The 13,097-nt window shown below is 58.4% G+C and carries 11 protein-coding genes; 8 read left to right on the forward strand and 3 right to left on the reverse strand.

Annotated elements, in window-relative coordinates; all coding sequences use genetic code 11:
- Positions 1–255: 255 nt before the first annotated feature.
- Positions 256–1,326, forward strand: a complete 1,071-nt coding sequence (prfA, locus tag MUN82_RS17420) for a peptide chain release factor 1 (protein WP_245092519.1) — start codon at positions 256–258, stop codon at positions 1,324–1,326.
- A gap of 148 nt (positions 1,327–1,474) precedes the next feature.
- On the forward strand, positions 1,475–2,749 hold the full coding sequence (locus MUN82_RS17425) for a protoporphyrinogen/coproporphyrinogen oxidase (RefSeq protein WP_245092520.1): 1,275 nt from the start codon (positions 1,475–1,477) through the stop codon (positions 2,747–2,749).
- A 12-nt stretch (positions 2,750–2,761) separates the two neighbouring features.
- On the opposite strand, the gene MUN82_RS17430 is transcribed toward MUN82_RS17425, so the two are convergent.
- Positions 2,762–3,559, reverse strand: a complete 798-nt coding sequence (locus MUN82_RS17430) for an SDR family oxidoreductase (protein WP_245092522.1) — start codon at positions 3,557–3,559, stop codon at positions 2,762–2,764.
- 123 nt (positions 3,560–3,682) lie between these two features.
- On the opposite strand from MUN82_RS17430, the gene MUN82_RS17435 reads away from it, so the two are divergent.
- The 4 genes from MUN82_RS17435 to MUN82_RS17450 all read left to right on the forward strand — a co-directional run bounded on the left by MUN82_RS17435 (position 3,683) and on the right by MUN82_RS17450 (position 6,984).
- Positions 3,683–4,210 (forward strand): 3-hydroxyanthranilate 3,4-dioxygenase, encoded by a 528-nt coding sequence (locus MUN82_RS17435; RefSeq protein ID WP_245092524.1) that lies wholly within the window; start codon positions 3,683–3,685, stop codon positions 4,208–4,210.
- A 44-nt stretch (positions 4,211–4,254) separates the two neighbouring features.
- On the forward strand, positions 4,255–5,532 hold the full coding sequence (gene kynU / locus MUN82_RS17440) for a kynureninase (protein ID WP_245092526.1): 1,278 nt from the start codon (positions 4,255–4,257) through the stop codon (positions 5,530–5,532).
- A gap of 160 nt (positions 5,533–5,692) precedes the next feature.
- Positions 5,693–6,349, forward strand: coding sequence for a hypothetical protein (locus MUN82_RS17445; protein ID WP_245092528.1), 657 nt, complete (start codon positions 5,693–5,695; stop codon positions 6,347–6,349).
- A gap of 20 nt (positions 6,350–6,369) precedes the next feature.
- A complete protein-coding gene (locus MUN82_RS17450; protein WP_245092530.1) occupies positions 6,370–6,984 on the forward strand; it encodes an alpha-ketoglutarate-dependent dioxygenase AlkB family protein in 615 nt (204 codons plus the stop codon).
- Here MUN82_RS17450 and MUN82_RS17455 read toward each other — a convergent pair.
- Positions 6,981–7,241, reverse strand: a complete 261-nt coding sequence (locus MUN82_RS17455) for a hypothetical protein (RefSeq protein ID WP_245092531.1) — start codon at positions 7,239–7,241, stop codon at positions 6,981–6,983. The two genes, MUN82_RS17450 and MUN82_RS17455, sit on opposite strands and share 4 nt — an antisense overlap.
- Positions 7,242–7,419: 178 nt before the next feature.
- Between MUN82_RS17455 and MUN82_RS17460 the strand changes: the two genes are divergently transcribed.
- Together MUN82_RS17460 and MUN82_RS17465 are read left to right on the forward strand one after the other, a co-directional pair.
- Positions 7,420–8,793, forward strand: a complete 1,374-nt coding sequence (locus MUN82_RS17460; RefSeq protein ID WP_245092533.1) for an FAD-dependent oxidoreductase — start codon at positions 7,420–7,422, stop codon at positions 8,791–8,793.
- A 217-nt stretch (positions 8,794–9,010) separates the two neighbouring features.
- On the forward strand, positions 9,011–9,739 hold the full coding sequence (locus tag MUN82_RS17465) for a LytR/AlgR family response regulator transcription factor (RefSeq protein ID WP_245092534.1): 729 nt from the start codon (positions 9,011–9,013) through the stop codon (positions 9,737–9,739).
- Between the two features lie 78 nt (positions 9,740–9,817).
- On the opposite strand, the gene MUN82_RS17470 is transcribed toward MUN82_RS17465, so the two are convergent.
- Entirely contained in the window at positions 9,818–12,988 is a 3,171-nt protein-coding gene (locus MUN82_RS17470; protein ID WP_245092536.1) for a PAS domain-containing hybrid sensor histidine kinase/response regulator, read from the reverse strand.
- Positions 12,989–13,097 lie beyond the last annotated feature (109 nt).

Consider the following 13,097-nt stretch of genomic DNA (forward strand, 5'->3'; position numbering starts at 1 on the left):
CCGGTAATAATACCGGTAGTGGCTGTCGGTGTCATGGTAATGACCGTCAGGGTAGGAAAAAGCGGACCGATGGCGGCAGAAGGACGCATGCGTGCTCTAAGGTTCGGGCCAAAGCTAGAAAAGATTTGTTACCAACCAAATTCACGATTCGTCGTCCCTACATTTTCCAACAAACCACGAAGGGAACAACCCCGCTGGTTCCGCGTGTTAGTTTATGTACCTTTGCGTATATAAATATAATTCTCTGACAGGCAGATGCTAGATAAACTGGAGGCCATCCAACAGCGCTTCAACGACGTGAGCGAGCAACTCACGCAACCTGAAGCCATGAGCGATATGAAACGCTTCAAGGCCCTCAATAAAGAATACAAGGACCTGGGCAAAATCGTGACGGAGTACAAAGCCTACCAGCAGGTACTCAGCAACATCGATAATGCCAAGGAGGTAATTGCCACCGAAAAGGACCAGGACTTCCGCGAGATGGCCAAGGCCGAGATGGACGAGCTGCTGCCCGAGCAGGAGCGCCTGGAAGCTGTTATCAAGGAGCTGCTGATTCCGAAGGACCCCAACGACTCCAAGGATGTGATTATGGAAATCCGGGCCGGGGCCGGGGGCGACGAGGCGGCCATCTTTGCCGGCGACTTGCAGCGCATGTACATGCGCTTCGCCGAAAAGCAGGGCCTGCGCATGGACCTCATCGACGCTACCGAGGGCACCTCAGGCGGCTACAAGGAAATTGTGCTTTCGCTGAAAGGCGAAGACGTGTACGGCAAGCTGAAGTTTGAGTCGGGTGTGCACCGCGTGCAGCGCGTGCCGGCCACCGAAACCCAGGGCCGCATCCACACTTCGGTAGCTTCTATTGTAGTGATGCCGGAAGCAGAGGAGCTAGATATTGAGCTGGATATGAACGACATCCGCAAGGACTTGTTCATGTCGTCGGGCCCCGGCGGGCAGTCGGTAAACACTACCTACTCGGCCGTGCGCCTCACCCACTTGCCTACTGGCATTGTGGCGCAGTGCCAGGACCAGAAGTCGCAGCTCAAGAACTTCGACAAGGCTATGCAGGTACTCCGCTCGCGCATCTACGAGATTGAGCTGGCCAAGAAAAACGAAGCCGAAGGCGCGGCCCGCAAGAGCATGATTGGCGGCGGCGACCGTTCCGACAAAATCCGCACGTATAACTACCCTCAGGGCCGCGTAACTGACCACCGCATCGGCTATACCGTGTACAACCTACCCTCGGTGATGGACGGCAACATCGATGATTTTGTGGAGCAGCTGCGCCTGGCCGAAAGCGCCGAGCGTCTGAAAGAAGGCGTAGCGTAATATAACACTTAGCTGTTGGCTACTAGCTGTTAGCAGGTAGCTTGGTTTTGCTCCCTGAACTGGGCTAAAAGCAAGCTACCTGCTAACAGCCAGTAGCCAACAGCTATTTTATGCCAACCTTACGGCCTCTTTTGGAGTTTGCCGGGGTATGGCTACTTCCTCTGCATCCCTACCTGTTATTATTATTGGCGCTGGTATGGCTGGGCTCACCTGCGCCAACTACCTGTACCGAGCCGGCAAACCCGTATTAGTGCTGGAGGCCGCTGACGCTGTAGGCGGCCGCGTACGCACCGACATCACGCCCGAAGGCTTTCGCCTTGACCGTGGCTTTCAGATCCTGCTCACGCGCTACCCCGAGGTGCAGCGCCTCATGGACTACGGCGCTCTGGACCTACGGGCTTTCCAGTCGGGCGCCGTTATTCAGTTGCACAATGGCCGGGAAACCACATTGATAAACCCGCTGCGGAAGCCGTTAGCAGCGTTTGAAGCCTTGACTTCGCCCATTGGCTCCCTCGCCGATAAGCTCCGCATTGCAAACATGGTGCGGCACGTGAGCAAGTATACCGCCGGCCAGCTTCTTAGCCGCAATTCTTCCAACCAGGAAGACACTCTAGCCTACCTGTGTCGCAACGGCTTTAGCGAACGAATCATTGATACTTTCTTCCGCCCATTTTTCGGCGGGGTATTCCTGGACCGGCAACTGCGCACAGCTGCCAACTTCTTTGAGTTTGTCTTTCAGCAATTTGTGGTAGGCGATGCTGCTGTACCTAACCTTGGTATACAGGTCATTCCGGAGCAGCTGGCGGCCCGCCTACCCACCGGTAGCGTGCGTCTCAACTCGCCCGTATCGGCTGTTGAGGGTACCCACGTACGCCTCTGGACAGACGAGGTACTAGAAGCCTCTGCCGTGGTAATCGCCACCGATGGCGCAGCGGCGCAGCAACTCCTACCTACCTCAAGTCCTAGTACGCCTACCTCTGAGTGGCGCAAAACTACTTGCACGTACTTTGCTGCGCCCTACTCCCCCGGCCACGGCGATAAACTTTTGCGACTCAATGCCATGCCGGGCGCACTGGCACACAACGTGGTGTTCCCCAGCGATGCAGCGCCCGGCTATGCTCCTACCGGTCAAACACTGATTTCGGTGAACACCCACGGCGCACACGGCCTCACAGAAGAAGAGCTACTGAATAGGCTGCGGGCCGAGTTGGCTGCTTGGTTTGGGCCAGCCACGGCCCAGTGGCAGCACCTGCGCACCTACGAAATTGTGCATGCCCTTCCCGCCTACCCGGCCGGGCAGCCCTACCGCCAGAGCCTCCGCCTAGCCGATAACCTCTACCAGTGCGGCGACTACACCGCGTATCCGTCGTTGAATGCTGCCATGGCCACCGGCCGCGAGGTGGCGGAGATGTTGTTGGTATAGGCTACCCTACCCTCACAAACTACCCGTACGGCCGCCATCCACCGCCAGGTTGGTACCCGTGACGTAGCCGGCGGCCGGCGAGGCGAAGAATACGGCCGCGGCGGCTATTTCTTCAGCCTCACCAAAGCGCCGGGCGGGAATTTGCTGTTTGGCGGCAGTTTCTACCTCAGCCACTGACTTGGTAGCTGCGGCAGCTTGCTTTTCTAGTAGGTTTTCCAGGCGCTGGGTTTGCGTCATACCGGGCAGCACATTGTTGACCGTGATACCATCGGAAGCCAACTCATTAGCCAGCGTTTTGGCCCAGTTGGCCACCGCTGCCCGGATGGTATTGGACACACCCAGCCCTGGGAGCGGCACCTTCACGGAAGTGCTGATGATATTGATAATGCGCCCGTACTGCCGCGCCCGCATAGCCGGCACCACGGTTTGCACCAGCAAGTGGTTGCACACTACGTGCTGCTCAAATGCCGCCCGAAAGGCATCGACGGACGCCTCAATGATAGGACCACCGGCTGGGCCGCCGGTATTGTTAATGAGCACGTGAAAACCAGCCGGATGCGCCTGTAGGTATTCCGCCACCCGTGTGGCTACTTGGTCGGGCTGGGTGAAATCGGCTACAATGTAGTCGTGCTGCTGGTTAGTGGGCGTAGGTAGAGTGGCAGCCGTTTCGCGCAGCGCGGTTTCGTTGCGGGCTAGCAACGTAACGGTGGCACCTTGCCGGGCTAGCTCTTCCGCAATGGCTCGGCCAATACCCTGCGTGCTGCCGCTCACTAAGGCCTTTTGATGGGAGAAGGGTGCAGTGAAACTCATAGTAGTAGAAACCGGTACAGAAGCCGATGTTTTGAGATATTTGTTGAAATCCAGTGCAGGCTTGTTACTGAGCCACGTAATTACACGTCCTTTCCCTTACCTCCCTCTTCAAAACCGCACCACATGAATCGACCAATCAACCTGCAGAAATGGGTGGATGAGCACCGCCACTTGCTAAAGCCACCCGTGGGCAATCAGCAGGTATTCAAAGACAACAAAGATTTTATTGTGATGGTGGTAGGTGGCCCCAACTCCCGCAAAGACTACCACGTGGACGAGGGCGAGGAGCTGTTTTGGCAGCTGGAGGGCGACATTGTGGTGAAAATAATAGAGAATGGCCAGCCGGTAGACATCGAGATTAAAGCTGGCGAAATGTACCTGCTACCTGCCGGCGTGCCCCACTCGCCGCGGCGGCCGGCCCATACCATTGGCTTGGTGGTGGAGCGCTACCGCACGGCCGGCGAGCTAGACGGCTTTCAGTGGTACTGCGAAAACTGCGGCCACAAGCTCTACGAGGAATTTGCCGAAATTACCGACATCGTGGCGCAGTTGCCACCCATCATGAACCGCTTCTGGCAAGATGAGCACAAGCGCACGTGCCGCGTGTGCGGCACCGTGATGGCCCCACCCGCCCCGGCCCCGGCTTCGTAAGTACCTGCTGGCGGCCCTCGCCTCCGCCCCCTACCTTTGCCTGCATGACCTTTGACCCCACCCCCGCGTTTGCCGCTCACCTCGATGCCCAGGACCCGCTGCGCGACTTCCGTAGTCGCTTCCTGATTCCGCCCGCGCCGGGTGGTGGCGAGAGCCTCTATCTGTGCGGCAACTCGCTGGGCCTGCAACCCCGCGCCGTGCGCGCCGCCTTGGACCAGGAACTGAACACCTGGGCCGAGCTGGCCGTGGATGGGCACTTCGATGGCCCCTCGCCGTGGATGCACTACCACGAGACCCTGGCCGAAACCGCGGCGCTGGTAGTAGGCGCCAAGCCCATAGAGGTGGTAGTGATGAACAACCTGACCACCAACCTGCACCTACTGCTTACCACCTTCTACCGCCCTACCCCTACCCGCTATAAGGTACTGATGGAAGGCGGCGCGTTTCCCTCGGACCAATACGCGTTGGAAACACAGGTGAAGCTGCATGGCCTGGAGCTCGATGATGCCATTGTGGAGCTGGTACCCCGGCCCGGCGAGCACACCTTGCGCACGGAGGACATTGAGGCGAAAATTGCCGAGCTGGGCGATTCGCTGGCGACCATCCTGATGGGTGGCATCAACTACTACACCGGGCAAGTGTTTGATATGGCAACTATTACGCAGGCCGGACATGCTGTAGGCGCTACCGTGGGCTTCGACCTAGCCCATGCGGCTGGCAACGTGGAACTACACCTGCACGACTGGGATGTAGATTTTGCCTGCTGGTGCACCTATAAATACATGAACTCGGGGCCGGGTAGCGTGGGCGGCGCCTTTGTGCACGAGCGGTTTGCCCACCGCCCCGATTTGCTGCGCCTGGCCGGCTGGTGGGGCCACGATGCTGATGAGCGGTTCAAGATGCAGAAGGGCTTTAAGCCTATGGCAGGAGCCGCCGGCTGGCAGTTGGCCAACGGCAACATCCTGACTCTAGCGGCGCACCGGGCGGCGCTGGCACTGTTTGCCGAGGTAGGGGGCATGGGGCCGCTTCGCCGCAAAAGCGAGCAGCTGACGGCCTACCTAGAGTTTCTCATCCACCGCCTGGAGCTACCCGCATCTCGGCTGGAAATCATTACGCCCACCGATCCGGCCGCCCGTGGCTGCCAGCTTTCGTTGCTGGTGCACCAAGGCGGACGCGAGTTGTTCGACCACCTCACGCAGGCCGGTGTGGTAGGCGACTGGCGCGAGCCCAACGTGATTCGGCTGGCCCCGGTACCCTTCTACAACTCGTTTGCCGACGTGCAACGGGTAGGCGAAGTACTGGCCGCCTGGGCCGCCCAGTAGCATGAGCGCAAGAAAATTCAGGCATTTGTTACCAATTCAGCCCAACTTGCGTTCAGTGTATTAGCAACTTAGCCGTTGCTTTTTGGCGTGAAACAGCTGTAAAAGCCACTGCACGCCGAGTTGAGTTTATCCTTTTTACTTACCCGTTTTCACTACCCCAATGGCTGAAGACTACGCGGCCAAGATGGGCCGCAAAACCGACGCCGAACTGCGCCAGTACGTCGACCATTACTCTGATTACCAGGAGGAAGCCGTATTGGCCGCTCTCGACGAGCTGGAACGACGCGGCCAGGAAGTGGCCGCCGCCGGCGCCATTCGCACGGACGTACAGCCTGTAGTGGCGCAGCGCGCCGCCGAGGCAGCTACCATTCGAGCGGCCGAGGTAGCCGCCGTGGCAGAGCCAGAACAAGTGGCGGGCCCCGAGCTGTATTCACCGGCTACTATTGCCATCTTCTCCGTCATGTTTTCTTTTCTGGCGGGCGGAATACTGCTGGCCATCAACTTGTTTAAGCTGGACAAGCAGAGCAAGGCGTTGCGTCTGCTGTTGTTTGTTGTGCTGTACCTGCTGGGCAGCTCCTATTTGCTGCAGTGGGCGGTGTTGCAATTTGGCGAGAGTGCCAAGTGGATCAGTGCCGCCGTTAATCTGGGTGCGGTAGTAGCGTACCTATGGTTTTTTTGGCCCCGCTACGTGGGGCAGCGCTCCTACCTTAGCCGGGGCTGGCTACCGGCACTGGTGGTGTGCTTGCTGGTTTTTGGGGCCCTGTATTGGCTGATGCTACCGCTGATGGGGCAAATGAGTGGCGCTACGCTACCATAGCAGTTCCAACGAGCCGCTTTATGCCCCTTACCCTGCTTCCTTTGCCGCACGCCGAAATCTGGCTCGACGAGCATTTCCTACCCCCTGCTACCGCCGATGCCTTGTTGCACGAGTTGGAGCACACCATTGAGTGGCGTCAGGAAGCTATCCGGCTTTATGGCCGCGAGGTGCTCCAGCCGCGCCTCACGGCCTGGTACGGCGACTCTGCTGCTACCTACTGCTACTCGGGCTTGCAGCTTACCCCCCAGCCCTGGACGCCGGTGTTGCAACAGGTGCGCGTGCAGCTGGAAGCTGCTACCAACTCTACCTTTAATAGTGTGCTGCTCAACCTCTATCGGTATGGCCAAGACAGTATGGGCTGGCACGCCGACGACGAGCCAGAATTGGGCCAGATGCCCGTTATTGCCTCTCTGAGTCTGGGCGCTACCCGCCGTTTTCGGCTGCGCCCCCGCGATGCTCGCATTACACCCCACGCTCCACTTTCGCTTGATTTGCCCTCGGGCAGCCTACTGGTGATGCGCGGCCCTACCCAACAATACTGGCTGCACGCCGTGCCGAAAACTGCCCGGCCCGCAGGTGCCCGCCTTAACTTAACCTTTCGGCTGATTGTGCCTTCTACAATGCCTTTGCGCTAGTACCGTATTTCGGGGTGCCCAAAAAGGTTTATGTCCACATCCTGGCCAATGCTATACGCACCTATTTGTAGTTGCTTATCCATCGTTTGCGGGTGTATAGTTGGCACCACTGCCGCAGTCGATGCTTGCTCTTCCATCAGCAACGCTGTCCAGATAATAGCCGACCACGTGAGGTAGGTGGCAGCAGCCAACGATGAATATGCCTGCGGTACAGACTGATGCGGGAAGGAGGCAACTGGCTGAGTAGAAACTGACATAGGAACAGGATTACAGGTTCAATCTATACCGTAACCGTACGACATACCCCAGCTACCCGGATTTCACTTATGCCCAAATAAATTGTACTACTCGGTGAGTACCATTTCTTACCCGACAAACGACGCTATTTCATAACCTTTTACCTTCACCGCTCCATTCCATTTTTTCACTGCCTGTATGTCCGCTCCTGCTTTTGCTGCTTCCTCCGAACCACTTACTATTATTGGCGGCGGCTTGGTCGGCTCTTTACTTGCCCTCTACCTGGCGCGGCGTGGCCATCAGGTAGCCATCTACGAGCGGCGGCCCGATCCGCGCTATCAGGAAGCTGCAGAGGGACGCTCCATTAACCTGGCCCTCTCCGACCGGGGCTGGCGGGCATTGGAAGGCATTGGCGTGCAGGATGATGTTCGCCGGGTGGCCCTACCCCTCTACAAGCGCGCCATGCACAGCATAGATGGGCAGCTCACCTATCAGGCGTATGGGCGGGAAAACCAAGCCATCTACTCCGTCTCGCGCGATGGGCTCAACCGCACCCTGCTCGACCTGGCCGAGGCGCATCCCAACATCACGCTGCATTTCAACCAGCGGTGCCTGGAGGTAGACCTGCACCAGCGCCAACTAACGATGCGCGACACCACCACCCAGCAAACGCACGTGCTTACCTACCACCGGCTGTTTGGTACCGATGGTGCTTTCTCGGCGGTGCGCGGGGCCATGCAGAAAACCGAGCGCTTCAACTACTCCCAGAGCTATCTGGAGTATGGCTACAAGGAATTGCAGATTGTGGCCGGTACCGCTGGTAAGTGGCAGCTCGACAAGGAGGCCCTGCACATCTGGCCGCGCGGGCAGTACATGATGATTGCCCTACCCAATCTCGACGGCTCTTTCAACTGCACCCTGTTTTTCCCCTACGAAGGCGAAACCTCCTTTGCGGCCCTGCAAACCCCGGCACAGGTGCAGGCCTTTTTTGAGCGCGTGTTTCCCGATGCGGTACCGCTCATGCCCAATCTGCTACCCGAGTTTGCTCAGCACCCCACCAGCTCACTCGTCACGGTGCGGTGCTACCCCTGGTCGTACCAGGGCGAGGTAGTACTGATTGGGGATGCCTCGCACGCCATTGTGCCCTTCTACGGTCAGGGTATGAATGCGGGCTTCGAGGACTGCACTGTACTCGACCAGCTCCTGACGGAGTTTGCCGGCGATTGGGACACGGTTTTTGCCGAGTTTCAGCGCCGCCGCAAGCCCGATGCCGACGCCATGGCCGACCTGGCCGTGTACAACTTCCAGGAGATGCGCGACCGGGTGGCCGACCCGCGCTTTTTGCTGCAAAAGAAAATCGAGAGTAAAATTTCGGCGCAATACCCCGACCAGTGGCTGCCGCTGTACTCGCAGGTCACGTTTTCGCACACCCCCTACGCGGAAGCGCTGGCCAATGGCACCCGCCAAGAGCAAATTATGCAGCGCCTGATGCCGCTCATTCACACCGAGGCCGACTACGACACACCCGCCGTGCAGGCGCTGGTGCAGCAGGAAATGGCACAGCTGGCCTAGCAAATCAGCTTGGTCTTTCTCTTCTGCAGACATAGCTACGGTTGCCGTTTTTAGCCGTAGAAATACGCTATTGCATATAATTCTGGCCGGTTAATTGCAACTACACGCTGTGAATAACGATGGGTTTCTCGGCGAAATAATATTTTCTATAGGCGAATTGTACCTTTACCTAGTCAAACGTTAGCCGGCTCGTTAGGCCGTCCATAGTTTTTTGTGTATGCCTACTACTCCTACCCTTTCCTGTCTTATTGTAGATGATGACCCCGTCAACCGTCTGACGCTAGAGCATTACATTTCTCTCACAGACTCACTCTCGCTTACGGCTTCGCTTACTGACGGGCTGGAAGGCCTCACCTTTTTTCGCACTGGAAATCAAGTAGATATATTATTTCTAGACGTGCAGATGCCTCAGCTTAATGGCCTAGAGCTGTTGCGAGTGCTGCCCGACCCACCGCTGGTTATTCTGACTACGGCGCACGAGGATTTTGCCGTCGATGCTTTCAACCTGCAGGTGACGGACTACCTAGTGAAGCCGTTCGATTACGCCCGTTTCAGCCGGGCCGTGCAGCGTGCGCAGCAGCAGGCCGGCACTCTTGCTCAAGCGCCTACTACCCAAGCTTCGGCTCTGCCTGATTCCGACCTATTTGTGAAGGTCAACAACAAGATGGTCCGCATCAATTTTGATGATGTGCTCTATGTAGAGGCACTTTCCGACTACGTTATCATCGTGACGGACAAGCAGAAGCACATTGTCTATACCACGCTCAAGGCCTTTGTAGAGCGCCTACCCTTCGACCACTTTGTGCGCGTGCACCGTTCCTACATCCTGAACCTACGACGGGTAGAGGCCATTGAAAACAACATGGCGCTGATGCCCGGCGGTCAGGAAGTGCCCATCAGCAAATCGTATCAGGACATCGTTTTCCGGAAAATCAACCGCATCTAGCAAACCGGATTCTACCCAAGCAAAGGCCCGTTTCATCGCAATGAAACGGGCCTTCTGCTTAAACGAAGCTGTATATACTTAATAACCAGCGGCCAGCAACTCCGCTACAACCGTCGCAGTAGTATCGAGAAGCGTGGCAGTTGCCGCTTGCAGAGTTGCTTCCGCAGGACGGTCGGCGGGGGAGGCATGGGGGTAAGACTCCAGCAAGCGTACCGATTCCTCGGTGGTGGTCACGGCCAGCAGTTTCAGCGTGGGTTTTAGGCGATGCGCTATTTCGGCGGCCGTGGTCCAGTCGGATACGGTGGCAGCGGCCTCCAGCTGCTCCAGGGCCGGCGGGGTATGCTGCAGGAAAGTGGCCAGGATTTTCCGCACGAAGTTTTCGCTGCCGTGGGCTGCTTCCTGCAGCTGTCCCAGATGGTAGAGCGGCGCGGTGGGTGCGCTGCGTACGGCGGCCATCTCGGCTGCCGCTTCCACGGTGCGCCCCAGTTGGGCCGCAATCTTCAGGAACAAGTCGCGCTCTTCAAAGGGCTTGAGCAGGTAGTCGTTGATGCCGGCTTTGTGGTATACCTCGTGGTCGGAGCGCATGGCGTTGGCCGTGAGGGCAATAACGGGCAGCACGGCCTTTAGCGGGTCGGCGTGCTGCCGAATCAGGCGGGTAGCATCCAGGCCGCTCATGCCGGGCATCTGAATGTCCATCAGCACCACGTCGTACATGTGCTGGTCCAGGAGGGCCAGCGCTTCCGGGCCGCTGTCGGCGGCGTCTACCTCAAAGCCCCAACCCTGCAGAATCAACAGGGCCAGCTGCTGGTTCACGGGGTGGTCTTCCACCAAAAGCACCCGTGTGCCGTGCAGGGTAGCATAGTCAGGTAGGGCGGGCTCGGCGACCAGGGCCAGTTGCTGGGCTTTGGGCAGCGTGAGCACCAGGAAAAACGTGCTGCCACGGCCGGGCGTGCTTTCCACCCACAGCCGCCCGCCCAGTTGCTCTGCCAGGCGCCGGCTGATGGTGAGGCCTAGGCCCGTACCTCCGAAACGGCGGGTGGTATCGGTGTAGGCCTGCCGGAAGCTCTCGAAAATAGCTTCCTGCTTTTCGGCCGGAATGCCAATACCGGTATCCGTCACCTGAAACTCGATGCTGAGCTTCTCGGGCGTGTCGTGCAGCACGCGGCCAGTCAACTCCACAAAGCCCCGGTCCGTGAATTTGATGGCGTTGCTGAGTAGATTCAGCAAGATCTGATTCAGGCGGAATGGGTCGCCTACTACCACGGGCTCGGGCAGGGTAGGCGGCTCTACAAAGAAGCGGATGCGCTTCTCCTCGGCTTTATACGCCAGTGTTTGAGCCGCCCCACGAATCGATTCGATGATATCGAAGGGGATTTCTTCCAGATGCAGTTGGCCCGACTCAATCTTAGCAATATCCAGCACATCGTTGATAACCGCCAGCAAGTGCCGCCCCGAGCTTTGAATAATATTGAGGTGGTCGCGCTGCGTTGTTTGCAATTCTGTTTTGGCCAGCAGCCCGGCCATACCCAAAATTCCGTTGATGGGCGTGCGGATCTCGTGGCTCATGTTGGCCAGGAAGTTTTCCTTGGCTCGCGCCGATTCCTCTGCCTCTTCTTTGGCCCGCTTCAGCTCCTTTTCTATCAGGATGCGGTCTGTTACGTCTTGCCCATACACAATCACGTAGGGCTCGTGGCCGGCTTCGTCTACCCGGGAGTTGCTGTAGAGCATAAAGCGCCGCTCGCCCGTTTGCCCCATCAGCGTCATCACGCCGCGCTGCTCGCGCTGCTGCGTCATGACGGCCAGGTAGGCGTCCATCTCGGCGTGCAGCTCCAGCGGCGACACCAGGTGCAGGCGCTTGCCCACCAGCTCGTCGGCGGGGTAGCCGGTCATGAGCGCGGCCGTGGGGTTAAGCGTCAGGATGCGGCCTTGCAGGTCGTGCGTGCAGATGAGTGCCTGGCTGAATTGCATCAGGTCGCGGTACTGCTTTTCGCTGCGAATCAGCGTTTCGCGGGCCAGGCGTGCTTCCGTGATGTCCGTACTCACGCCCAGCACGCTAACCGTACCATCGGCCCGGCGCAGGGGGCGCTTCACGGACCGCAGCCAGCGAGTTTCACCGTTCCGCAGCGTTACGGACACTTCCACGGTTTGCTCTTCCTCCGTCTCGATAATCCGCAAATCGTCCTGCGCTACGCGCCGCAGCTCGCGCCAAATTATCAGGTCTTCTGGCGCCACTTCCGCTTCTGTAAGGCCCACCAACTCGATGTGTTTGGTGGTTTGCAGGAAATCCTTCATCGATTGGTTCATGAAGGAAAGATGGGTGTTGATGTCGCGCACGAAAATGTAATCGGGCACCGTATCTACCACCTGTTGCACAAAGGCCTGCTGCTCTTGCAAGCGGGCTTCGCTTTCCCGCAGACGGTTTTCGGCCAGGTAGCGCTCCGTAATGTCGAGGCCGTAGCCCAGTAGCAGGCGCAGGGAGCCGTCGGGATTATAGGCGGGCAATACGTTGCGTAGCGCCCGTCGCTGGCCCCGGCTACCTTCCACCGATTCTTCCCACTGCACAATCTGCCCCGTAGTGAGGGCCTGCTCGAAACGTGCCTGGCGCTCTTCGGCCAAAGCCATGGGGCGCTGTCGATATTGGCAGAGCTCGAAGTCGTTGCGGCCAATCACCCACTCGCGCACTTCCTTGCTGGCAATGGCCGCAGGGTTCACAAACAGGTAGCGACGCTCTGGGTCGAACACGGCTATATCTACCGGCAGCAGATTCAGGATGGTTTCGTAAAACTCGCGCTGCTGCTGCATCTGCCGCTCGGCATCTTTGCCTTGAGTGATGTCGGTGAGGTAGGCATCAGCATACTGCTCGTTGCAGGAGGGCACCACAAACAATAGGTAGTGATGAGCGTCCAACACAATTTCCTGCTGCACTACCTTATCGCTGGCCAGGGCCTGCGCTACGGCTTGCTGCATTAACTCTTCCAGCTGCGGCAGGCAGCCGGCTTCCTCCGCCCGCTGTCGTAGGGTTTTGGCAGCGCGGTTCAGGAAGAGCGTTTCGGCGGCGGCGCTGCGGCGCCACACCGGATTGGGGTTGAGTTGGGGAAGCTGCCCCAGGTCGAGGGCAGAGGGAGCGGTAGCGCAGAGTTGCTCCAGCTCAGCTACGCGTTGTTCGGCACGTTGGCGGGCAGTGCGCTCCTGCTCCAATTGTGCCAGTAGCTCGGCCGTAGTAAGGTCAGAAGTAGACGAAGAAGCCATAGGCAAACGGTAGACAAATACCGCGCCCGGAGGCAAGTCCAGACGCAGGTTTCAGGGATTATAACCTATCGGAGGGTAGGCGAAGCCACATATACCTACAGCACATCTA

Source organism: Hymenobacter aerilatus, from assembly GCF_022921095.1.
Taxonomy (GTDB): domain Bacteria; phylum Bacteroidota; class Bacteroidia; order Cytophagales; family Hymenobacteraceae; genus Hymenobacter; species Hymenobacter aerilatus.